Source organism: Enterobacter sp. LU1 (assembly GCF_008271405.2).
GTDB lineage: Bacteria > Pseudomonadota > Gammaproteobacteria > Enterobacterales > Enterobacteriaceae > Enterobacter > Enterobacter hormaechei_C.
Genome location: NZ_CP043438.2, coordinates 2,166,562 through 2,187,133, shown reverse-complemented (window position 1 = coordinate 2,187,133; position 20,572 = coordinate 2,166,562). Strand labels below are relative to the sequence as shown.

Here is a 20,572-nt window from a genome sequence, read left to right as displayed (position 1 = left end):
CAACCATTTACACCTAGACAGTGGTTTTTTTTGTGTAGTTACCACGTAAAGATGTATTATAAAAATAGGATTTTTCCAATGGATTACAAGAGATGTGGGAAACAATAAAAGAAATCTACCTTTCGGTTAAAAAAACATCAACAGACAGGATTAAGAGTCCTTTCTACGGCGTATTCGTCTTAACCTGGCTTGCGTTCAATTGGCAGCCAGTGGCAGTCTTGATGTTTAGCGAACTGAAGATGGAGAACCGAATAGCTTATATCAATGCAGTTTACCCTTTTAATTTTATTATCCCTCTTGGAATTTCTGCTTGCCTGGCATACATCCTCCCTATTATTAATGAAAAAATCACATATCTTCAATCGAGGCCAATATCAAGAACAGCAATCTTATTGTCTATAAGAGCTAAAAAAGCATTAGTTGCGGATATCAGTTTAGAAAAATACCGAGCTAAACGTGATGTAACTTACGAGCGGCACGTTGCCGGTGCTGAGAAAGAGATTCAAGACATGCGTGAAGAGATTGTTAATTCTAAGGAAAGAGTTGGTGAAATGAATGCTGCATTACTTGAATTAAACCAACAAAATGATGAAATTAACTCATTATTGCAAGACTCCAACATCAGAAATAAAATACTCGCTGATGAAATAGAACGCCACAAAATAGCAGAAACAAGGTTTTTTGGAGAGATTGAAGATTTAAATAAAGAACTTAATCGATTATATTCATTGCTAAAAATGGAGCCCACGCGAGGTGTTGGCTTAGGCATAAGAAAGATCACCACTATAAGTGGTGAAGAAAATTCAGATACGGATGACACCCAATATCGCCCAGGTTCCAATGAAGATAGATAGTTCAATCTGGCCTTATTTATAAATAGGGCCAGATATTACGCACTAACATTATAACCCTTGAAATCCTACGTGGGCCCAACAATGGCCGCAGCGAGGCGGTGAGCCGATTTGGACTTAGGTTTGATTATCCGCCGCGCCTGCGTCTTCCGACAGTCCAGTTGCGTGTACCATTTGCGCGTTAAAAATCATGCCCCGCTCTTTCATTCTGTATTTCCCTCTATGCTTACCAGTGAATTCCATTGTGATTTAAGATCCTCTTTCGCAGATTCCTGGCCGCCAGATGGGAAAGAGAAACCGGAGCGCATTCCTGGACAGCCGTTTTAACAGCGAATTTCTGCAGATCCCCAGTTCATACCTCGGCTGCGAACTTTCATGGCCGGCCTTTGCCCGCAATTCGGACAGAGTGGTAAATCAGTCATGGTTCAGGCCCACCAGCAGGTTCTTGTGGCGGCGCAATTCGCGCATGGCGCCCTGGAGCTTTTGCAGGTTGGCCAGCTTCGCTTTGGTGCGGCGAATTTCGCTCAAGATAAACCGGGATGAAGGGATTACTAAGTCATCCGGGCGCGCTGTGAATGCCGGGATTTCTTCAACAATTTGGGCCGTGCTTTTCTCTTCCAGTGCAGATTCCGCCTGGCTGGCGTTAGCGATCGGGGCTGGGGTTGCCGGTGCTGGCGCATCGTCATTTTTCAAGCTCCAGGTGATGTTTTTCCCATCCACATGGCGTATCACCCGCCCTTCCTTGCCCAAGGCAGCCAGCGAGGCATTTAGAGCCCGGGAGGTTTTACCGAGCAGTTTTGCGATTTTCTCCGCGCTTATCGCTCCCTGCCCCTGCATCGCAGCAAGGACCCGACCAACAAGATCTGACTCCTGCTTTGGCCGTATACGCTTTGGCTTTTGCTTTGCCGCGGTACCGAGGAACCAGCCGCCGTCTGCAAAATCACACAGCCCCTGCTCTTTCTGCTCGCGCAACATGTTCAGGGCTACCACTGGTTCGATTTCAAGACGCGCGGCAACATCACGGTAAGTGGCTTTGCCCATGGCTTTTAGAACGTCTAATACGGTTTCCATCTAAATTTCCTCTCGTTGTTTCTTATCCACGAAACCCTTTGGGGATCGTGCTATCGCATTTGATTTTTCCGAATACGCCGTTGCTGTCGGCCAGGTTCACCGGGCAAAGCCTGAGGACCAGTTCTGGCCATTTGGCGTGCAGTACTTCGGCAGTCTGAATCTTCGGGCACCACCACGGGTCGCGCTGAATACGCTCGACCAGGTTTCGCATCTGCTGGTGATCACAACCCTGCCCCTCCCGCAGCTGGCGGACCTCGTCGGCCCAGCTGGGCCAGTCAGGTTCCTTTGGCAGCGATAGCATGCCGTCGTACTCGGCGGCTTTTTCGTGAAGCTCGACGATGCGGGCAAAAAACCACTGCGCAAATTCCAGATCCTCGGCGGTGCCCCACCGTTTTTTCTCAGCATCGAAGATTTCTGCCTCGGGGTAGATCTCCGAAAAGTTATCCACAGAATTTTTCTCACCAGCCTTTTGAGTGATCTCCTGCGTACTCTCCTGTGTAATCTCTGTGTAATCTCCTGTAGGAAAGTTGGCGGGATCCCAACCAGCTTGTTGGGTGGGTTCCCCCCTTCTTGTTGGCGGGGTTTCCACCATCTTGTTGGGTGCGTTGCCGCCATCATGTTGGCGGGGTTGCCACCGTCTGGTTGGCGGGGTTGCACCCAACTGTGATTCTGCCTGACATGGAGCAAGTAAAAGTGCCTCCAGACGCTCGGCATTAATCCGGTAATGCACAGTCGCTGGCACACCGCGCAGGTCTTCCTGCAGAACGCCCAGGGCAACGAGTCTTTTACGTGCTGTTTCCTGCTCGTCTCGGCTCAGGCCGGTCTCTTTTTTGATGTCTTCCCGCGTCTTGTACAGCCATTCACCGTCCATGCGGTTGTGCCAGTAGACGAGCTGAGACAGCAGCACGGCAGCCGCAGGGCCAGACTTCACCTTTCCCGCCCTGAGCTGCGCAAAGGCGGGCTGGTAAGCGATCGGGCGATCAAGTAGTTGAATCAGCGGGCTCACTTAACCCCCTTCCTGCTATTGCAGGAGGCACACAAGGTCTGCAAGTTTTCATCTTGGTTGCTGCCACCTTTTGAAACCGGTTGGATGTGATCGATGGTTAATGCCTCACTGGTCCCGCAGTGCTTGCAACGAAAACCATCCCGCTGAAATATCTTCAACTTCACTGCGGCTGAAATGCTTTTCCTTGGATTTTTCTGCTTTACAGGTGCGTAGCTGAAACCGCCGTGCCACTCGTTATAGCTATGCACCACCCTGCTCGCGCAACGATCGCAAATATCGACACCGCATGAATCGGCAAGCTTAAAAACTTCATCTTCCTCCAGCAGTTCCTGGCAGCCACAACACTTCACGCTCACGACATCACCTCTGTGAACTTACGATCGAACTCCCGGCGGCTCAGTTCGCTTTCGCCGCTGTAACCTTCGCGCTGATAAACCACGCGATACTGCGAGCAGCGCAAAACTGTCACTATGCGCCCGCGTTCTGCGCGGTATCTCATGCCAGGGATCATGTCCGTTCGCTGTTCCACAGGCGCACCCGGTACCACGTTGACCATTGCGTTTTTCATGCGACTGATTAAGTCGCTGGCAGATATATCCCGGCTTATGCGCATAGTTGCCTCCGGATTAGTGAAACTTCGGTGAATCAGCAGCGGCGTGCTGCATGACTTTCTGAAATAGCGCTTCCACCGCGTCATCATGGGCATCAATAGCCGCGCCCAGCGCGTCCTGGGCAGCCAGCAGCGCGCGGCGCTCGATCGTGTCGTAGATGCTCAGGCGGTGGCGGATGGACCGCGGCAGAACGGCCAGAATGGCAGGCAGCAGCTCGCGGATTTTTGCGCGGCGCTGCGGCGTGCTGCCATCCAGCCAGCGGTGGAAGATGTTCTGCTGGTTGTTCCAGGTGTTGCCAGCCACCAGCGGCAGCGCGGCGCCGCCCTGGCGGGTGTATTCTGCGGTGATTGCCTCCGCGGCATGCGCCTGCCCTACTTCCGCCGCCCAGGCCAGCAGCACGCACTGGATGTGTTCGTGTTTGATTTCCATTAATCAGAGTCCTTCTGGTGGTGGGAGGTATTCTTCTTGCCAGCTCGTTTTGCTTTACGGTGTTGGTCGTAAATGGTTTTGTCGTATGTCAGAACGCCGCCCGATGCTTGTTCAAGGCGGTGAGCACGGGCTTCAGGTACAAGCTCTTTCCACTTGTAAACTGATTGCAGCTCTACACCTGCTGCCCTTGCCAACTTGGTTTTGGTGCCGAAATGATTAAGCGCATCACACGTAAGCATGTGACCTCCATTTTGTTAGGTATGTCTAACAATATCTTGCGCGGGATACCTAAGTCAATAAAATTTAGAATTGTCTAACTATGAAAAATATGAACAGTCTGGGACAGCGAATCCTTGCCAGACGCAAGGAGCTGAAATTAACTCAACGAGAAGCCGCCAAACTCGCAGGCGTAGCGCATGTAACCATTTCGCAATGGGAGCGTGACGAGACGCAGCCGGTAGGTGCAAGATTATTTGCGCTTGCAAAGGCTCTTTCCTGCACCCCAACATGGCTGATGTTTGGTGATGACGATCAGGCTCCAGTTCCAGCAGAAGATATCCAATTAGCGCCGCAATTATCTGACAAGCACAGAGAGTTAATTGATCTCTACGATTCCCTGCCAGAGTCAGAGCAAGAGGCACAGCTCGAGCAATTGCGGGCTCGCGTGAAAAACTTCAATAAGCTCTTCGAAGAATTACTCAAAGCCAGACAGCGCCAATCCAAAAAATAAAGTAACCTAAATTCAGAAGGTTACTTTTATCACGCCATCATTGTTAGGTATACCTAACAAAAAACGCTTGCCTAATCTGTTAGACATATCTAATCTACATCTCATCGACAATCACATGCACAGTGATTACTCAGTAGATGTACCGTTCGGCGGCCCGGCCTTAAGGGCAGAAACAAAAAAAGCGCCCTTCCGGACGCTTCGCTCTTTAAAAATCTGGTTATCCCTGCAACTCAACCAATCCAGCCTACATCCAGTTGGTAATTAGAGGGATTCGTCGGATATGAGACATTACAATTATGGCAAATAGACTGATAAAAATACTGTTTAATATGAGAGTTGTAACAAGGCTCTCCAGTAGGTTGAAGTATAGATACTATTCTTTTTGCATAGCATTTTGGGCAAAGGAGCACTTTTACTTCCGCATCGTTAATGACCTGCTTGTTCGAGTACACAAACGCACCAGATTCAAGCTGGTCAAAAACATAACCTTCCGTCTGAGTTTTAAAGTCTTCTACCTCTGCAATTTTTGCTTTGAGCGTTACGGTTTCTTCCTGATAAGAGCGTGCGAGCTCAATGAGAGACATGCATTCACGCTGCACCGAGGTAAGTTTTGAAACCAAATCACTTACAGCGGCATTTACCTCTGATTCGGTTTTGGCATCGGAAATAACTTTCGCCAGGCTTGCTGTTTCTTTTATCGCGGCCATAGCCGCTGAAAATTCGGCGATCATTTCATTACTCATATTGTTGTTGGGGATATCCAGATTAAACGAATCCTTGTTGTTGGGGAATAGCAGGATCCGCTGAGCCTTATGCGGTTAAAAGAAAGGCGCATTCAAAGCTAAAAAAGTCGCCCGTACCATTTGGCGACCCATGATTTGACTCCGTGAGTGGGCCGCCCGTTTTTTAAAGGAGAATTTAATGGCTATTAAAATTATCCCGGATGGGGATGCAGATCTTGAAGCAGCACTGGCAGCAGCTGAAGCTGCGATCATGGCGGGTACCGCAGGGGTGACCGTTGAACGTCCGGCGCTGATTGTTGCTGAGAAGTCAGCAGACACTACCGGGCCTGACAGCGTTGGTTGTCGTGAATGTGAAGCAATGATATGCACTATGGAGTGCCAGAACGGTCGCCGTGGCCGAAAAATTGCAGAGCTACAGCAACAGTATTCAGAACAGGAACGGGCGCTGGAGAAAACCGCCTCTCAGCTGCGTGAGGTGATCCATGCGGACCATTAATATCGCAGAACTCAACGCCATTCTTGCTGCGTTGAATAATAAAAAAACAATTGCCGAATTTCTTGATGATCAGGAAATGCTGGATGAAGTTGCCGCCGAAAAAACGTTAATTATTGCAGAGGTGTGTAATCGTGACCCCATTATTCGCGCTCGTTTTAACGATCTGCTCCAGCAACATTAATTGCTCTGAAGTTGTGAAAGAGGTTTACGACACCCAGGCGCAATGTGAGCAAGTAATTTATGAAGAACGTTATTTTAATGCTAATTGCTACCCGGTAGAAAAAATTGTTCACGCCGGGGAATTAAGCACCGTTCAAAATTAAAAGCACAGTCATTTTTATTCTTGCCTTAAACGGCAGGGATTGTCACACCCTGAACGCGCCAATGCGCTTATTAACTGGAGACTTAAATATGTTTGGATTCGGTAAGAAAACTCGAAAGGTAATGAATGAAGTTAAGAAAATGGAAAAGCGTGATGACGTTGAAGCAACTGTCTGGGGAGCAATGGCCATTGCTTTTGCGGACGGTGAAGCTGATGCGGCTGAACTGACAACGCTTGAAAAAACGATTGCAGCAAAACCCGCATTCGCTCCCTTCGCTGGAGAGATAAGCACTATGTCTTCTAACGCACGCCAGCAGTTCGAAGCCTCTCGCCGTTCAGCGAAGGCTGAAGCCATGCGCCAGCTTAAAGATGTAGCAGGCACCGATGCGGCTGTTGATGTGCTTTGTCTGTGTCTCGATATCGCTGATAACGGCGGTATCGGGCCGGAAGAAGAAAAAGTGCTGGGTGAAATTGCTCAGGCTCTCGGTCTTAATCTTAATCAGTACCTGTGATGCGAAACATACCGGACGCTTTGCGCATCGCGCTGGTGATACTCCTGGCGTTTATGTCTGTTGTAACTGACTTCACCAGCTACATACTTTCTGTTGTCAGCGATGCTTTTTTTGTGGGTGCGCTTGTGTGGTTGGTCTGGCCCAGGATTAAAAAGCTAAATTAATTGCCGCCCTTCGGGGCGGATTTTTACCAGGCAATTATATGGAAATAGAAACCCGCAACTGTACCGGGTGCGGCAAGCTGTACCCAGAATCTGAACTTATTAGTATGCCGTCTGGCCGTGGCGCTTATCGTCGCGAACATTATTACTGCCCTGCTTGCAAGGAGGCTGTATTTAAAAAAAGATTATTGAAAACAGCGAAAACCAACTTCAGCAAAACACAACGCCCACGGAATACGGGCACTCCATTTAAATGGTAATGAGGTAATTATGTCTGTTGAATTGAAAGTGTTTGGCGGTGCTTATTTCCCAAAAGATAAAGCACTGAAAAAATTCCCTAACCTGAAACCCCTGGCGATTTCTGTCAATGCTTTAAATAAAGGGATTGCCGAAGCTGTAATTTTTGGCAAGCTGGCAGCAGCTTATCCCGAGCATATTGAAGACTATTTTAAGGTTAAAATCTGGGAGCACCGCGAAGACCTGCCGCGCCCTGCCCTTGATGACTTCAGCCCGGATTTCTTCGGCTCGTCTGTAGTATGGAATGTAAACGCCGGTGAACCCGCCGCCACGCAGCCAGAGGAAGATGAAAACCAAAACCAGAGCGATGACCGGCAGGCAGAAGAGATGAAATCTGTACGCCAGCTGGATCAGCACTCCCGCGCCGCGTGTCTGGCCCTGTTCGGTCCCATTGCACATATCACCGCGGCGCAGTATGGCCAGGTAGTCGATCTGCTCAATGATGACGATGGTTGTTTCCAGCGCGAAATGGCTGAAGCATTCACGAAGGAGCCGCGGGTGTTTGCGCTCAGCGCCGAACGCCAGGAAGAGATGTTGGCATGGATCCGCAAGACCATGCTGGTTTCAACTCAGTGGCCAGAGATTAAAAAGCAACTGACTAAATGGCTGGATACGCCCGCAGTTAAACGGGAGCCCGCAGAAGGCGTAAGCAAGACTGAGCCTGACTCCGAAGCACCGCTGGGTGGCGGTAACCCAACAGACCGGAGCCCCGATCTGGTCCACAACCTGGCAACCCTCCGTATAGAAACCGCGCTGGGCATCATTGCTGGTGCCATGGACTTCGATATTTACTCCATCCCAGTAGAAATCATGCGCCGCGCAAAAGAAATGGAGAGTAGCGGAGGGGATCCTCGTTTTTCAGCGTGGTGGTCTAAATTACGCGTCACACCGGGCATCCTGGATTATTCCCGCGCCGCCATCATCGCACTGATTAAGACAGCCAAAGAGGATTTGCACCTGAGGCCCATAGACCTGCGCACGTACATCAACAGCGAGCTGGTCGAGTCTGATCACGCTAACCCAGATCCAAAAACTGTCGCCATTGCATGCGGTACCGCAACCAGAGAGCAAAAAAATGATGAAACCCAACCGCCTGTACCGGGCAAAACTCAATTACCAGCAGTCTGCCCAGGCCGCGCTGCGCAGTTCGACAAAGAACTCGATGATGCATTTGAAAAACGCGCATCAGTGGAGCAGGAGCAGCAAACCCACGATCAGCCACATATCGAGAACCTGGGCGGCGGCGTCTTCTCTGTCGATTCACTTACGGGAGAAAACATCAGCACACCGCCAGCACTGACAGATCGTGAAATTGAAATCGCCCACGCCCTGAACGACCTCATTTCTGGCCGCACGCCGATCATGGGCGATGAAGAAGCTGCTGGCGTGGTAGCGTGCACCGGCCACCTTCCTTCTCATGTCATTCCACTGTTGCTGGACGACATAACCACTACAGAATTCTGCCTGTCGCCGGATTTCACTGACGAGGAGATTCACGACGTCGCCACCACACTGCTGGATGGCTGGTCAGACGATATCAGCGTTCGTCAGAAAATTGCTTTCGATGCGATGGTGGAGTATCGCCGCCCTGAACCGCCAAAAGCCATTGTGCTGGATCCGCCAGTAATCACCGCCAGGCCGAAAAAGTATGTTGAGGCTGATCCTGAGCCTCAGCCACATATGCTGAATTACCGCCAGCAACTCATTCTGGCCGCGATGCAGGGCATGTGCGCCAATCCGTCCTACCGCGCTGACTTCGATGATTTGCCAGCCATGGCAATAGAGCTGGCTGACAGCGTGATCAATCAGGACGGCATCTGATGGATGCGCGCGCAAGAATGGAGCTTGTGATACGAACTCTCCAGCTGCGTGGCCGCGCCGGTGCGCGTGACATTGCGTGCCGGGCGGGCATGACGAACGAAGAGACGATCGGCGCGCTGCTTGAGCTTGAGAGAAGGAAGAAGGTAGATCAGGCCAACGGTTACTGGTGGCTGGCCGTCGAACTGGGAGAGGAGCCGGGGAGAAAACGAAAATGATAGCGTTCTATGCGATCGTCTTATTTATCGCTGTGGTGATTGGTGTTGCGTATTTCATTACACGGTTGCTGAGTTTTCTCATCGATAACTGATTACTGATAATCAACAAACTATCTGCCGCCGCGGTATCGTGGCGGCGTCATGAGGTCAGGCATGGCGCAAATCATTTTTAATAAAGAATGGGTTGTTGAAGCAGAACTGACTGCGCTTACAGGCCTGAGCGAAAGGCAGATAAAAGCTTTACGCAGCGGGCCATGGCTTGAAGGTATTCACTTTAAGAGGCAGGCGATGAACGGCGGGGAAACTAAACGCGGTTTGCTGTGGTACAACTTCCCACGAATTAATCAGTTAATTCAGGAGCTGTAATGTCATTTCCAACTGGCGTTGAACTTCATAACGGCAAAATCCGTATTACCTTCACATATCGCGGCATTCGTTGCCGCGAGGTGCTGAAAGGTTGGATTAACACACCTGCCAACATCAAAAAGGCCGGAAGCCTGCGCGCTCTGATCGTCAGCGAAATCCAGATGGGGGAGTTTGACTATTCCCGGCGGTTCCCTGAGTCGAAAGCCGTTCAGAAATTCACGTCTACCCGCGTGGCGTATACCTGGGGCGATCTCAACGAACTGTGGCTGGCCGCCAAAGAGGAGGACGTTTCAAGGAATACTATGACGCGCCTGCTTGCTCAGCTCAGGACGATTAATCGAATTATCGGGGAAAATACGCTGATTGCGAATATCACTCACAGTGACATGCTGCGGTACAGGAAGGAATTATTGCGGGGAGAGAGCTTTTACGCGGAAGGAAACAAACGAAAAAAAACGGGTCGCAGTGTTAATACAGTTAACGACTATATCTCTGTAGTCTGTCAGATGCTGCGCTTCGCTCACCGCAGCCGGTTCATTACAGATAAGCCATTCGAGCACATCACGAAACTGCACAAAGACAGGAAAAAGCCTGACCCGTTGCAGCGGGATGAATACGCCACCATGATGCTGGCGATAAGTGGACAGGATCGGAATCTTTGGCAGTTCGCGATGAACGCCGGGCCGCGCCACGGCGAGCTTGCTGCTCTCGCTTGGGATGACGTCGATCTTGAATCAGGCAAGGTTCATATCCAGCGCAACCTGACAGCCCAGGGCGATTTTGTCCCACCAAAAACCAAAGCCGGTGACCGGGTGATCACCCTGCTCGCCCCGGCGCTCGATGCGCTACGTGTGCAATTTTCACTGACTGGCCATCTGCCAGAAACGGAGATCGTTCAGCATTTCAGGGAGTACGGCAAAACGGAAATTCAGAAACATCGCTTCGTTTTTCTGCCTGGCCTGAAAACAAAAAATCCGGGTAAATTTTTTTCAACGCAGTCGATATCAGATCGCTGGGATGTATGCGTTGAGAAAGCAGGAATCCGCCGCCGGGCGCCATATCAGTCCCGCCACACGTTTGCATGCTGGTCTCTGGCCGCAGGCGCGAACCCGTCGTTTATCGCCAGCCAGCTGGGGCACGAAGACGCTGAAATGGTGTACCGGGTGTACTCGGCCTGGATCAAGGAGTTCGATGGGCAACAGGTAGAGCTGCTAAACCAGCGTTTAGGTTTTGCCCCCAATACGCCCCCGGAAGGAAAAATCATAAAAATAAACGAATAAAATCAGCAACCTGAAAGCACTACACTTTACTATAGGGGGGTATTGTATCTGTTAATACGATTTTATGTAAACATGAAGTTTAGTGTGGGTTTTAAGCAGAACTGTAGGTAATGTGAAAAATCAGCGTCTGGAGTTAATATTGGTGACTCGCTGATATACCAGAAGTGGGCAATCAGGTGCGTCATGAGCGAAAAGTAGATTGGATAAATCCATGGCAGACATGCACTGTCCCTTTAAAATTAACGTGTTGGTTGTTCTTGTTATTAAGTGTAATGCAAGTGTGGTACAGATGAAGTCATACAACGTCATTCTCCTTTAAAAATCCTACTTTTAAAGACTTGTGCAAGCACACTACCCCCCACTAAAGAATGTAGGTGTCATAAGAATACGAAAAAGAATAGACTAATACATGTTGGATATATTTATCTTTGATAACATTTAGCCTGTAGTAAACAAAATAAGTCGGATACAGCATGTTCGGACAGAAAACATTGCTGAAACTGGTTCGAATCCGGTTTATCTAATAGAATTTCTATACACTTTGATAAATATTACTATCACAATTGGGTTTTACAAATTGAATTCGGATCACAACGCTTCATCATTAAGGAATGACTAAGTATGAAAAGAATTGTTCTCGCCTCTTTGGTTGTAGCTTTTTCGTTATCTGCTAACGCAAATCAATTAAGCATTGATGACCAAATTAATAATGCTTGCGCTAAGGCCTTAAGCGGTGACAAAGAACCTTTGGGTGACTTCCCGCCAGATAGTTATGCTGCAACAGTCAGTCCGAAAGTTAAAGATGCTTACAACGAAGTTTTAAAATCTCGGTCCTCTATTGTAAACGATCAGAGTTTACAGAATGCAACCAGTTGCGCCAACCTTGTTAGAGATAAACTGAAATCAAAAGGTGAGTACACAGAAGAAAAATAATTGCCAGGGTGGAGAAACAGCATTTTTTGTGGAACTGAACGCTTTCTCTATCAGAGTTCGTTCTTAAGAAAATATCGACAAGATAGTTCCGCAGCTGTGTTTTCCACCTCTCGCTGGTCCCTCAATACCCTAACATCCCGTTGCCTGAAGGCACCCTCCGTAATGACAGCGCCCGCCTAAACAGCACAGACGAGGCTGACGATATTTACACTTTCGTCTCGTCGTGACCAACCCTATTTAGCTCAAAATGTTAAAAATCCGCACTTATATGGCACAATGTGAACAGAAATAACATTCTCGTCACCTAACATACTCGCTACAAACAAAATGGTGGTGTTAATGATTGTACTAAAGAGCTTTTTATTCTTCGTTGGCGCAGCAGCCGCTTGCGCACTTATTGTACTGTGTCTTTGGGTTGATATGCGGTTTGTCGGCCATGATATTCCGGAATTATCACTGACCGAAATTATGCAGGAAACGGTATTAGCGACTATTGTCTTTCTCCATTTTCGTCTGGCGAAAATGGACGAATCCATGCGTTACTGTAATATTCTGGTGGGCGGATTTTTCCTGACAATGCTAATTCGTGAACTGGACGCGCTTTTTGATCTCATTTCTCATGGGAGTTGGGTGTGGTTCGCGCTGATTACCGCTCTGCTGGCGTTAATTCGCCCCGTTATGCATTTTCGCGCTACCCTGGAACAGCTGGCAAAATATACCCAATCCCCCTGGTACGGCATTCTGTTGAGCGGCCTGCTGGCTGTACTGGTCTTCTCCCGCCTCTTTGGAATGCAGGTGCTGTGGCACGACATCCTGGAGCATGGCTATATGCGTGTCGTGAAAAACGCCGTGGAGGAAGGTTCGGAATCATTCGGCTATATGCTGTGCCTGGCCGCATCCCTTGGCTATTACGTTACCTTTCACACTCACGCACGGCAGAAACAGTCTCTTCGCGCTGCGTAGAGAAAGATGGCGAGGGAAATATTTATCAACGACATTTTTTGGACGTTATGGTGGTCATGTAAGAAAGACATGTCCTAAAAAGGGGCAATCTGCCGTCGAATTCAGCGAATTCTCGCTCACTGCTGCAATCAGCGTCTATTCTTAGACTACCAACAAAAGGAGGCTGGAATGTCTGATTTCGACACTGATAAAAATGCACAGTACGCTGGCGATAAAGCCAAAAACAAACTTGATGAATTATCCGGCTCTGCGCAGCAGCAGTTTGGTGAATTCGTTGATTCCCCTAAACACCAGGTGAAAGGTGCAGCGAAAAAATATGCTGCCCAGGCCAGTGATGCCGTCTCGGATGTCACTGAAGCCGTCAGAAACAATCCCTTAACGGGCTTAATCGCTGCGGGTGCGGTAGGTATCGTTCTGGGACTTCTGCTGGGACGTAAATAATTTCAGGCCCTTCGGGGCCTTTCCTTTTCCCCTCTTTCCTGCTCTTTCCCCCCCTATTGTTGATAGTTTTCCTGACAAAAACACGATCCATGTGAAAAGTTGTACAATTTTAATGTACAGATTTGATCGAATAGTATAAATTCAATGCCACTGATGTTACAAAATTGTTTGTTAACGGTGGAAAATTATGCGTCGCAACCATGCTCCCTCTACAGCAGAAAGCGCTATCACCTTGTATTTTAACAAGGATAACGTCCCTACACAGCAGGAAACCCTTGGTGCCATCGTCAGTGAGATCATCAAAGAAAATGTACAACTGAGCAGAATGACAATCTGTACAAAGCTGTTGCGCAGAATTGAAGAGTCAACGTCTGACGTTGAGAAAGCGCACTATAACGGTCTGATAGCCCTCTTCTTCGAGCGTTAACCTGAACACTGTTTTTTTAACTTACTAAGTTAGTCATGCTGAGTGAGAATAGAGCTCCTGAATGCGATGACTAACCCCATGCTACAGCCTGCTGCGTGTAGCAGAGTGAGATTGAAGCTATGCATAGAACTAAATTTGAACGACTTAAGGATGACCTTATCGGTGAGGCCGTATTATCCATACTGAAAGAGAACGGACCTATTACCTTTGTGTCTCTTGCTAATCGCCTGCGGGCGATGGCTAACGTTGAATCAAATGATGAACGTAAAAATGCATTGATTGCCGCTGAAGATGAAGTGCGCCAGCGTGTAACCGGCGTCTCGCACGACCGGGGAAGAGTGATGGGCGATTATGAAATTGGGCGCATGCGCTCTCTCTTTACTCACAACACGCTTCTGACCCCAGACAAGAAACACTAATTTTAACCGAAACGGTGACCACCATGAGTAAAGCGATTATGCAGCAGACGTATAATTTTGAAGCCCTGCACGATAAAGAACTGGCGGAACATTTTCTTAATGCTGGAAAGCATCTCAGTGGTGAGGTTGAAGTGTTGGGCTCGGCAATACGCTGTATTATGCTGACCGGTGACAATCTCTCAAATAAAGAGATTATCCTGCAACTGATTCACGCCCTCGAAATTACCGAGGAGCCCGAAGCCTGCGATGTCATTCGAAACACGCTTGAAATTGTTGTCGGTTTTACGCGCGATGATATCTGATAACAGATTATTGCCCTGGTGAGTGACTGTTTTTGCTGGTGGTCGAAGAGTTAAGTCTGTCGTACCACCAGTATAGTGAAGCCATTAACTAAATAGCCGTACCATTCGATCCAGCTCATCTTCTTTAACCGCCCGGGAAAGATAATATCCCTGGAAGCGCTTAACCCCTAATGCGACAAGTTTTTCAAATTTTTCTTCGCTATCGACGCCTTCCGCAACGCATTCCCTTCCCGTCATGTCGCTGTATATCTGTATCGCTTTAATAATGCTATTGTCATTGTCGTTAGCAACAAAGTGCTCAACTATATCACGGTCAAGCTTCAGTCCATCAACATTAATCTGTCGGATGGGTAACATAGCGTAATTTCTGGAAAAGCAATCATCCAGAAACAGCCGGCATCCCTCGGCGCGTAAACGCTGGAGAGTGACAGGAATATTTGGATCCTTTGTTACATCAATGGTTTCAGCTAATTCGAAGACAAGTTTCCCGGCCCACTGCGGCTTCAGTAACATTTCAACGGCTTTTTTCGCCATTCCCGGCAGCGCGTTCCCGGCAGCCAATTGAGGAGGAATATTAACCGAAAAATAATATTTTCCATTGTATCTGTTGATACCTGACACGGCCGCGTGAATGACTAACGCCGTCAGCTTGAGCCAAATTTCGCCATTTTTTATCCCATCCAGAAATTGGCCTGGTTTCAGGACCTGACCGTTTTTATGCCAGCGCAGCAGAATTTCAAAGCCCACTCCTTTTTTATCGCCATCGGTAATAATTTGATAAGCCGCAAAGATTTCCCGCTTATGTAACGCCTGCAATATATTTATTTCTGCTTCCGAAAACCCCTGCGCTTTGTTCTTTACTGCACAGACCTCATCCCTTAAGACACGTGCATCGCTAAACCACACTCTGATAAGATATAATTTACCCAACCCCACTTTACGATGAGTATAAATGGTTTTATCTGACAAACCTAACCTCGCTGACTGCTCTTTTATCGAAATACCTCGATAAAAATTCAGCAATACGGTTAATTCACGTTTTGATAAACCATGCAGGCTTTTCTTACCTTCCTTCTCAGGTCCTTCACGCAATAAACGCGACGAATCGGCATGCACATCAGAAATACTCTCTACACAATTCATTACGTCTGAAATATTCGCCACCCTGATCCTCGACAACGATTTGGTATTATTAACGAGACTTTTCAGCGTGGCATAAAGCCATCTCTCTGGTATTGCACCATACAGGGTCACGCTACAAATAACCGGCAGTGCATTCAGAACCGAGACCAACCGTTTCAGGCTTTCAAGAAAGGCAGTCACGTCGCGACCAAGAAAAACAGAAACTTCAGGTTGTTGATTTTGCATCATTTTTTGCACATCACCTGAGCAAACTTCATCCTCTTCAAAATGGAGCCGCGTGGCGTTTACGCCACGAGACTTCAGAAGCAGGCTATACCCCTCGAAGGTGAAACCGCAGGCTGAAATAACGAATCGTTGCTTGTAGCAAGTACCTTGCATAAAAGGTAAGTTTTGAGACATAACCTGCTCCTGAGAATGTAAATATCATTCCCAAATGTGATTAAAGCCAATATTCTTTGTCGCATTGAATAATTTTACCGCACCCCATTTGGTTAATAAACCGTTATCAATGTTATGCACGGGAACATCTTTGCGTTAATCAACCCACTCATCCATATGCAGCATAAATATTACTTTCTTTTCATATAACGACAGTAAATATGCACTTCACAAGGTATAATGAAAATTCCGAAAAAGAAGACCAGACACTTCATCTTATCGGCCCAGACAAAAAGAGAAAATGCTATGGATAATCACATTTCATCCAGGGCTTTGCTACATCGAAGGGATGTTATTAAAAACAACCCGCGATTTGGTGAAGCTATAACAGAGCACTACAGAATCAATGATGCCATTTATAAAAAACAACCCTTGTTCTATAAAACGATGCTTCAGGAATCACGCTTCAACATAATACTGTCCATGTGTTGTTTTGTTTTTGGTAATCAGGCTGAGTCAGTTTCAGAGATAAAGGCACTGTGTACCCGCTATAATATCGCCAGCCCTAACAGTGTTATCGCGATCATCACCATACTTAAGACCACCGGGCGAATTAAGACCTGGCGCTGTACCGAAGATCGCCGAAAAACAAAAATCGCACCAACGGAAAAAGGACTGGATGAGCTGAAACGCTATATGTCTGGGGCATTTACGCCTGTCAGCATTCTTTATCCGACATTCAACATTAATGTTAACCTTCTGGACAATGACATTTTGAGGCACAACTTTTTCCGGCGCGCCGCAGAGTACCTTTTCCGCGGATTAACATTCAGGAAAGTGCTTCCGGAGGTGGGTTTATTTATTGATAAGGATGGTGGCCGAATGATTATGCTCTATCTCTATTTGCAGGCCATTAAAAACAAAACAGCACACGGTGCCATAATAGCGTATTCAGCCAGCACGCTGGCAAAAGAATTTTTCGTTTCGCGTATTCATGTTAAACGGATTATCAAATCGGCGCAGGAGGCAGGTTATCTTAAAGATCGCGGCGATGGCCGGATGTCAATTTACCCGGCCTTTATCGAGCTGGTCGAAAATTATGCCGGATTATATTTTGCGTATGTCACACATTACATCAACGTGGTACCAAAAGAACGACGCCATGCTGTCAACATGACGCCTACACTCTGATCTGAGGGGCGTTCGGTTTGCTGAACGCCTTTTTTATCGCTCGCGCAGCGCCTCTTTTGCCTTATTCAATGGTTTCAGCAGATAATCAATGACGGATTTACTGCCGGTTTTGATATCAACCGTGGCTATCATGCCCGGGAACACCGGGAATTCCTTGCCCTGCCTGTTGGTCAGATGGTTACTGTCAGTACGAATATAAACGCGATAATAATAAACATCCCGTTTCACCTCGTCCTGAAGGGTATCCGGGGAAATCATCGTCACCTCCCCTTCCAGCCCGCCGTAGATCGAGTAGTCATAGGCGGTGATTTTCACCAGCGCTTTTTGCCCGGGATGGATAAACGCGACATCGCGCGGCGAGATTTTCGCTTCTATCACCATCTGGTCATCAAGCGGTACCAGGCTCATCAGTTTGCCGTTCGGCGGGATCACCCCGCCCACCGTCGTCACGTCAATGTCCTTCACGATGCCACGCACCGGTGCATTAAACGTTAAGCGGGTGAGTGAATCTTCGCGCCCTTTCATGACCGAACGCTGCGCTTCCATTTCTGCGTTCGCTTTCGCCAGTTCTTCGCGGGCGCGAACGTAGTACTGGTTTTTCATCTCGGTGATTTTGCTCTCCAGCTCATTTTTTTGACGTTCAAGGCGTAAGACTTCGACCTTACTGGCTGCCCCCTGCGTCACCAGCGGGCGCGTTAATGCCAGTTCACGCTGCACGAGATCCGCTCCCTGGCGTAAACCCGCCAGCCCTTTTTCCAGGCTTTCGCGACGTGACTGATAAAGCGCCGTTTCCTGTTTGACCAACTCAACGTCGTCATCCAGCTCTGCCGGGAATGTCAGCGCGGTGTCGTTCACCTCAGCATTCAGACGCGCGGCCGTCGCCATCGCAGCGTTTAATCGAGACTCGCTCTCCAGCACGCTGGACTCGGTTTTCGTCCGGTCCAGTTGGGCAAGCTGTTGACCACGCTCGACGATATCGCCTTCGCGCACCATCAGACTGTGGATAATCCCCCCTTCCAGGGACTGGATCACCTGCTCGTGGGAGGACGGGATCACCTTGCCGCTGCCCGTCGTGACCTCATCCAGCTGGAACAGGCTGGCCCAGGTAATAAAGACCACCAGCAGGGCAAACAGCGACCATGCCACCAGCGACGAACGCGGCAGGCGGGGCTCCTTCAGCCGGCTGTTAAAGCGGGAGAAATCATTCATGCCACGCCCTCCGTTTTCAGTTTAACCGTGCGCTGCGGCGCCTGCTGCGGGGCCATTCCGTGCTGGCGTAAAATGGCATCACGAGGGCCATCCATCACCACTTTGCCGTTTTCCAGGACGATGATGCGGTCAACCAGGTCCAGAATCGGCAGACGATGCGTCGCCACCACCAGCGTCCGGCGCTTACCGAGCCACTGGTGCAGATGCTGGATAAACTGCTTCTCGCTGACCTCATCCAGCCAGGCGGTGGGTTCATCCAGCAGCAGAATATTCGGCGAGGTGATCAGCGCGCGCGCCAGCAGCAGCGCCTGACGTTGCCCGCCGGAAAGCCCCGTCCCGCCCTCATTGATGATGGTGTTCAGCCCCATTTTCTGCTTGCGCACAAACTCCAGCGCGCCGCTGTTGACCAGCGCCTGATGGATTTCCTCGTCTGTCGCCAGCGGATTACCCATCAGGATGTTGTCGCGTACGGAGCCGAAGAACAGCCGCGCCTGCTGGCTGAGCAACTGCATGTCGCGGCGCACGTCGGCCGGGTCAAGATGATTGAGAGCAATATCGTCCAGCAAAATGCTGCCCTGCTGCGGCTCCTGCATTCCCGCCAGCAGATGCAGCAAGGTGCTTTTCCCCGAACCATTACGCCCGAGCACCGCCACGCGCTCCCCGGCGTGAATGCGCAGTTTGCTGATATTCAGCACGGTAAGCTTCTCTTCTTCATCGTAATAAAACCCAACGTCGTCCAGCCGATAATCACCGCGCAGATGGGCTTTATGCACTTTTTTGCCGTGCTGGGGATCGTCAATCGGGCGCTGCATCAGGTCATCCAGCCCCTTGCGGGCCACCTTTGCCGACTGCCAGCGGGAGAGCACGCCGGAAATCTGCGACAGGGGCGCAATGGTCCGGGACGCCAGAATCGAGGTCCCCACCAGCGCACCGGTGGTCATGTCGCCGCTGATGACCAGATAACACCCCACCAGCAGCACCACGGCGTAGACGATAGACTGCACCTCCTGGGTCCATGTCAGCAGCAGCCCCGTCAGCCAGCGCTGCTTCATGCCGACGCTCGCGGCAACGTCATTGGTGTTATTCCACTGGTTCTGGAACCTCTGCTCGGCACGCATTAGCTTGATGTCCTCAAGCCCCTGCACCGCTTCCACCAGCGTGGCGTTACGAATCGCCGATTCACGCATCCCTTCGCTGGAGAGTTTTCCCAGCGGGCGCTGCACCAGCAGGCCGGGAATGAGCAGCAGCGGTACGGCCAGCAGCACCACCAGCACCAGCGGGCCGCCAATCATCCACAGAATGAAGACGAACAGCAGGAAGAACGGCAGATCGGAGATAGCGGCAATGGTGGTGGAAGTGATCAGCTCCCGCACCGACTCCAGCTCGCGGATCTGGGCGATAAACGACCCGGTCGATTTCGACCGTGCGCCGTTTTTAATCCTCAGGGCGTGGGCAAACACGCGCTCGGAAATACGCAGGTCGGCGCGTTTCCCTACCACGTCCGAAATATGCACCCGCAGCATGCGCATGATGAATTCAAACACGATGGCGATCATCACACCGCCAAACAGCACCCACAGCGTGGCCTCCGACTGGGACGGCACCACCCTGTCATACACCTGCATGGAAAAGACCATGCCGGAGAGCGCCAGCACGTTGGCGACCAGCGCCACCAGCATTATGTCGCTGTAACGACGCCAGTCTTTCAGCGCCAGCTGCCAGAACCAGTTTTTCTCATAGGGTTTGATGTAATCATCCACGCGCGCATCCGGCGTGGACTCCAGGGGACGCAGCACCATCAGCCCCTTTAACCGCGAACCGAGTTCGTCGCGCGTCAGCGTCGTCTCCAGGCCCCCGTCGCCGCTAAACTGCACGCTGACGTTCCCTTCGTTGTCCATACGATTGATGACCGCAATTTGCCCGCCGGTGAACTCCGCCAGCAGCGGTAAACGCCACGGATCGAGCGCTACGGCTCCCGCCGCCACCCAACGCATCCCCAGCCCAAGCTGGCGCGCCATCTCCTCCAGCACCAGCTGGCGTGGAGACTGGCTTTCATGGTTAATCGTGACCCGAACATGCTCCGCCGAAAAATCCAGCCGATAATATTTCGCGATGATGAGCATGCCCTGCAACCAGGGTTCGTACTGTGGATGTGTCTTCATAATGCTACGTCCTGTTCAGGGCGATGATTTCGCACTGAAATGATACCTTTCCGGGATGATTAGAAATCGAACACTGTCTAAACGAGCCCGCAA

Annotated in this window: 26 protein-coding genes; 16 read left to right on the top strand and 10 right to left on the bottom strand. The window is 49.7% G+C overall.

Annotation, left to right across the window (positions count from 1 at the left end):
- The first annotated feature begins 92 nt into the window (after positions 1-92).
- Positions 93-854, top strand: coding sequence for a hypothetical protein (locus FZF21_RS10495; protein WP_058657211.1), 762 nt, complete (start codon positions 93-95; stop codon positions 852-854).
- A 411-nt stretch (positions 855-1,265) separates the two neighbouring features.
- Here FZF21_RS10495 and FZF21_RS10490 read toward each other — a convergent pair whose 3' ends face one another.
- The 6 genes from FZF21_RS10490 to FZF21_RS10465 are packed head-to-tail and all read right to left on the bottom strand — an operon-like array spanning position 1,266 to position 4,207.
- The gene (locus FZF21_RS10490; RefSeq protein ID WP_058657210.1) at positions 1,266-1,922 is read right to left on the bottom strand and encodes a DUF1627 domain-containing protein; all 657 of its coding nucleotides are present in this window, start codon (positions 1,920-1,922) and stop codon (positions 1,266-1,268) included.
- A 22-nt stretch (positions 1,923-1,944) separates the two neighbouring features.
- Positions 1,945-2,928: a primosomal protein I gene (locus FZF21_RS10485; protein WP_149121366.1), complete on the bottom strand. Its 984-nt coding sequence runs from the start codon at positions 2,926-2,928 to the stop codon at positions 1,945-1,947.
- Positions 2,925-3,284 (bottom strand): HNH endonuclease, encoded by a 360-nt coding sequence (locus tag FZF21_RS22135; protein WP_202209901.1) that lies wholly within the window; start codon positions 3,282-3,284, stop codon positions 2,925-2,927. The genes FZF21_RS10485 and FZF21_RS22135 overlap by 4 nt, the downstream gene beginning before the upstream one ends.
- Entirely contained in the window at positions 3,281-3,496 is a 216-nt protein-coding gene (locus FZF21_RS10475) for a DUF4222 domain-containing protein (RefSeq protein ID WP_235423276.1), read from the bottom strand. Before FZF21_RS10475 ends, FZF21_RS22135 begins: the two co-directional genes overlap by 4 nt.
- 58 nt (positions 3,497-3,554) lie before the next feature.
- Positions 3,555-3,968 (bottom strand): toxin YdaT family protein, encoded by a 414-nt coding sequence (locus tag FZF21_RS10470; RefSeq protein ID WP_058657207.1) that lies wholly within the window; start codon positions 3,966-3,968, stop codon positions 3,555-3,557.
- A complete protein-coding gene (locus FZF21_RS10465; RefSeq protein ID WP_058657205.1) occupies positions 3,968-4,207 on the bottom strand; it encodes a Cro/CI family transcriptional regulator in 240 nt (79 codons plus the stop codon). The genes FZF21_RS10470 and FZF21_RS10465 overlap by 1 nt, the downstream gene beginning before the upstream one ends.
- Positions 4,208-4,287: 80 nt before the next feature.
- Here FZF21_RS10465 and FZF21_RS10460 point away from each other — a divergent pair, with 80 nt between their 5' ends.
- Positions 4,288-4,698 carry a helix-turn-helix domain-containing protein gene (locus FZF21_RS10460; RefSeq protein WP_058657203.1) on the top strand — a complete coding sequence of 137 codons (411 nt, stop codon included), beginning with the start codon at positions 4,288-4,290 and terminating at the stop codon, positions 4,696-4,698.
- A gap of 230 nt (positions 4,699-4,928) precedes the next feature.
- Here the strand turns inward: FZF21_RS10460 and FZF21_RS10455 are convergent, their stop codons facing one another.
- Positions 4,929-5,429 carry a hypothetical protein gene (locus FZF21_RS10455; protein WP_058657253.1) on the bottom strand — a complete coding sequence of 167 codons (501 nt, stop codon included), beginning with the start codon at positions 5,427-5,429 and terminating at the stop codon, positions 4,929-4,931.
- Between the two features lie 190 nt (positions 5,430-5,619).
- Between FZF21_RS10455 and FZF21_RS10450 the strand changes: the two genes are divergently transcribed.
- The 13 genes from FZF21_RS10450 to FZF21_RS10380 all read left to right on the top strand — a co-directional run bounded on the left by FZF21_RS10450 (position 5,620) and on the right by FZF21_RS10380 (position 14,396).
- Positions 5,620-5,937, top strand: coding sequence for a hypothetical protein (locus tag FZF21_RS10450; RefSeq protein ID WP_149121367.1), 318 nt, complete (start codon positions 5,620-5,622; stop codon positions 5,935-5,937).
- Entirely contained in the window at positions 5,924-6,118 is a 195-nt protein-coding gene (locus FZF21_RS10445) for a hypothetical protein (protein ID WP_058657198.1), read from the top strand. The genes FZF21_RS10450 and FZF21_RS10445 overlap by 14 nt, the downstream gene beginning before the upstream one ends.
- Positions 6,119-6,348: 230 nt before the next feature.
- Positions 6,349-6,771: a tellurite resistance TerB family protein gene (locus FZF21_RS10435; RefSeq protein ID WP_149121369.1), complete on the top strand. Its 423-nt coding sequence runs from the start codon at positions 6,349-6,351 to the stop codon at positions 6,769-6,771.
- 431 nt (positions 6,772-7,202) lie between these two features.
- The gene (locus FZF21_RS10425) at positions 7,203-9,050 is read left to right on the top strand and encodes an exodeoxyribonuclease VIII (RefSeq protein ID WP_149121371.1); all 1,848 of its coding nucleotides are present in this window, start codon (positions 7,203-7,205) and stop codon (positions 9,048-9,050) included.
- 26 nt (positions 9,051-9,076) lie between these two features.
- Positions 9,077-9,265, top strand: coding sequence for a hypothetical protein (locus tag FZF21_RS10420; protein WP_149121372.1), 189 nt, complete (start codon positions 9,077-9,079; stop codon positions 9,263-9,265).
- 153 nt (positions 9,266-9,418) lie between these two features.
- On the top strand, positions 9,419-9,631 hold the full coding sequence (xisR, locus tag FZF21_RS10415) for an excisionase family protein (protein ID WP_149121373.1): 213 nt from the start codon (positions 9,419-9,421) through the stop codon (positions 9,629-9,631).
- Entirely contained in the window at positions 9,631-10,911 is a 1,281-nt protein-coding gene (locus FZF21_RS10410) for a site-specific integrase (RefSeq protein ID WP_149121374.1), read from the top strand. Before xisR ends, FZF21_RS10410 begins: the two co-directional genes overlap by 1 nt.
- 621 nt (positions 10,912-11,532) lie before the next feature.
- On the top strand, positions 11,533-11,844 hold the full coding sequence (locus tag FZF21_RS10405; RefSeq protein ID WP_023303710.1) for a hypothetical protein: 312 nt from the start codon (positions 11,533-11,535) through the stop codon (positions 11,842-11,844).
- A gap of 339 nt (positions 11,845-12,183) precedes the next feature.
- Positions 12,184-12,807 (top strand): hypothetical protein, encoded by a 624-nt coding sequence (locus FZF21_RS10400; RefSeq protein ID WP_017384009.1) that lies wholly within the window; start codon positions 12,184-12,186, stop codon positions 12,805-12,807.
- A gap of 168 nt (positions 12,808-12,975) precedes the next feature.
- Complete coding sequence (locus FZF21_RS10395) at positions 12,976-13,248, top strand: CsbD family protein (protein ID WP_003857263.1); 273 nt, start codon at positions 12,976-12,978, stop codon at positions 13,246-13,248.
- Between the two features lie 187 nt (positions 13,249-13,435).
- Positions 13,436-13,675, top strand: a complete 240-nt coding sequence (ycgZ, locus tag FZF21_RS10390; protein WP_003857265.1) for a regulatory protein YcgZ — start codon at positions 13,436-13,438, stop codon at positions 13,673-13,675.
- Between the two features lie 119 nt (positions 13,676-13,794).
- Positions 13,795-14,094, top strand: coding sequence for a hypothetical protein (locus FZF21_RS10385; RefSeq protein WP_017693452.1), 300 nt, complete (start codon positions 13,795-13,797; stop codon positions 14,092-14,094).
- A 23-nt stretch (positions 14,095-14,117) separates the two neighbouring features.
- Positions 14,118-14,396, top strand: coding sequence for a biofilm development regulator YmgB/AriR family protein (locus FZF21_RS10380; protein WP_017384011.1), 279 nt, complete (start codon positions 14,118-14,120; stop codon positions 14,394-14,396).
- An 84-nt stretch (positions 14,397-14,480) separates the two neighbouring features.
- Here FZF21_RS10380 and FZF21_RS10375 read toward each other — a convergent pair whose 3' ends face one another.
- Positions 14,481-15,938 (bottom strand): EAL domain-containing protein, encoded by a 1,458-nt coding sequence (locus FZF21_RS10375; protein WP_045349589.1) that lies wholly within the window; start codon positions 15,936-15,938, stop codon positions 14,481-14,483.
- Between the two features lie 285 nt (positions 15,939-16,223).
- Here FZF21_RS10375 and FZF21_RS10370 point away from each other — a divergent pair, with 285 nt between their 5' ends.
- On the top strand, positions 16,224-17,108 hold the full coding sequence (locus tag FZF21_RS10370) for a hypothetical protein (RefSeq protein ID WP_045349682.1): 885 nt from the start codon (positions 16,224-16,226) through the stop codon (positions 17,106-17,108).
- Positions 17,109-17,141: 33 nt separating this feature from the next.
- Here FZF21_RS10370 and FZF21_RS10365 read toward each other — a convergent pair whose 3' ends face one another.
- Together FZF21_RS10365 and FZF21_RS10360 are read right to left on the bottom strand one after the other, a co-directional pair.
- A complete protein-coding gene (locus tag FZF21_RS10365; RefSeq protein WP_032619700.1) occupies positions 17,142-18,317 on the bottom strand; it encodes an HlyD family type I secretion periplasmic adaptor subunit in 1,176 nt (391 codons plus the stop codon).
- A complete protein-coding gene (locus tag FZF21_RS10360; protein ID WP_040117621.1) occupies positions 18,314-20,479 on the bottom strand; it encodes a type I secretion system permease/ATPase in 2,166 nt (721 codons plus the stop codon). The genes FZF21_RS10365 and FZF21_RS10360 overlap by 4 nt, the downstream gene beginning before the upstream one ends.
- Positions 20,480-20,572: the final 93 nt, after the last annotated feature.

Excerpts from the sequence above, each read along its gene's own strand:
- FZF21_RS10495 (WP_058657211.1), top strand. The coding sequence starts at position 93 with ATGTGGGAAACAATAAAAGAAATCTACCTTTCGGTTAAAAAAACATCA.
- FZF21_RS10490 (WP_058657210.1), bottom strand. The coding sequence starts at position 1,922 with ATGGAAACCGTATTAGACGTTCTAAAAGCCATGGGCAAAGCCACTTAC.
- FZF21_RS10475 (WP_235423276.1), bottom strand. The coding sequence starts at position 3,496 with ATGAAAAACGCAATGGTCAACGTGGTACCGGGTGCGCCTGTGGAACAG.
- FZF21_RS10470 (WP_058657207.1), bottom strand. The coding sequence starts at position 3,968 with ATGGAAATCAAACACGAACACATCCAGTGCGTGCTGCTGGCCTGGGCG.
- FZF21_RS10465 (WP_058657205.1), bottom strand. The coding sequence starts at position 4,207 with ATGCTTACGTGTGATGCGCTTAATCATTTCGGCACCAAAACCAAGTTG.
- FZF21_RS10460 (WP_058657203.1), top strand. The coding sequence starts at position 4,288 with ATGAAAAATATGAACAGTCTGGGACAGCGAATCCTTGCCAGACGCAAG.
- FZF21_RS10455 (WP_058657253.1), bottom strand. The coding sequence starts at position 5,429 with ATGATCGCCGAATTTTCAGCGGCTATGGCCGCGATAAAAGAAACAGCA.
- FZF21_RS10450 (WP_149121367.1), top strand. The coding sequence starts at position 5,620 with ATGGCTATTAAAATTATCCCGGATGGGGATGCAGATCTTGAAGCAGCA.
- FZF21_RS10445 (WP_058657198.1), top strand. The coding sequence starts at position 5,924 with ATGCGGACCATTAATATCGCAGAACTCAACGCCATTCTTGCTGCGTTG.
- FZF21_RS10435 (WP_149121369.1), top strand. The coding sequence starts at position 6,349 with ATGTTTGGATTCGGTAAGAAAACTCGAAAGGTAATGAATGAAGTTAAG.
- FZF21_RS10425 (WP_149121371.1), top strand. The coding sequence starts at position 7,203 with ATGTCTGTTGAATTGAAAGTGTTTGGCGGTGCTTATTTCCCAAAAGAT.
- xisR (WP_149121373.1), top strand. The coding sequence starts at position 9,419 with ATGGCGCAAATCATTTTTAATAAAGAATGGGTTGTTGAAGCAGAACTG.
- FZF21_RS10410 (WP_149121374.1), top strand. The coding sequence starts at position 9,631 with ATGTCATTTCCAACTGGCGTTGAACTTCATAACGGCAAAATCCGTATT.
- FZF21_RS10405 (WP_023303710.1), top strand. The coding sequence starts at position 11,533 with ATGAAAAGAATTGTTCTCGCCTCTTTGGTTGTAGCTTTTTCGTTATCT.
- FZF21_RS10400 (WP_017384009.1), top strand. The coding sequence starts at position 12,184 with ATGATTGTACTAAAGAGCTTTTTATTCTTCGTTGGCGCAGCAGCCGCT.
- FZF21_RS10395 (WP_003857263.1), top strand. The coding sequence starts at position 12,976 with ATGTCTGATTTCGACACTGATAAAAATGCACAGTACGCTGGCGATAAA.
- ycgZ (WP_003857265.1), top strand. The coding sequence starts at position 13,436 with ATGCGTCGCAACCATGCTCCCTCTACAGCAGAAAGCGCTATCACCTTG.
- FZF21_RS10385 (WP_017693452.1), top strand. The coding sequence starts at position 13,795 with ATGCATAGAACTAAATTTGAACGACTTAAGGATGACCTTATCGGTGAG.
- FZF21_RS10380 (WP_017384011.1), top strand. The coding sequence starts at position 14,118 with ATGAGTAAAGCGATTATGCAGCAGACGTATAATTTTGAAGCCCTGCAC.
- FZF21_RS10375 (WP_045349589.1), bottom strand. The coding sequence starts at position 15,938 with ATGTCTCAAAACTTACCTTTTATGCAAGGTACTTGCTACAAGCAACGA.
- FZF21_RS10370 (WP_045349682.1), top strand. The coding sequence starts at position 16,224 with ATGGATAATCACATTTCATCCAGGGCTTTGCTACATCGAAGGGATGTT.
- FZF21_RS10365 (WP_032619700.1), bottom strand. The coding sequence starts at position 18,317 with ATGAATGATTTCTCCCGCTTTAACAGCCGGCTGAAGGAGCCCCGCCTG.
- FZF21_RS10360 (WP_040117621.1), bottom strand. The coding sequence starts at position 20,479 with ATGAAGACACATCCACAGTACGAACCCTGGTTGCAGGGCATGCTCATC.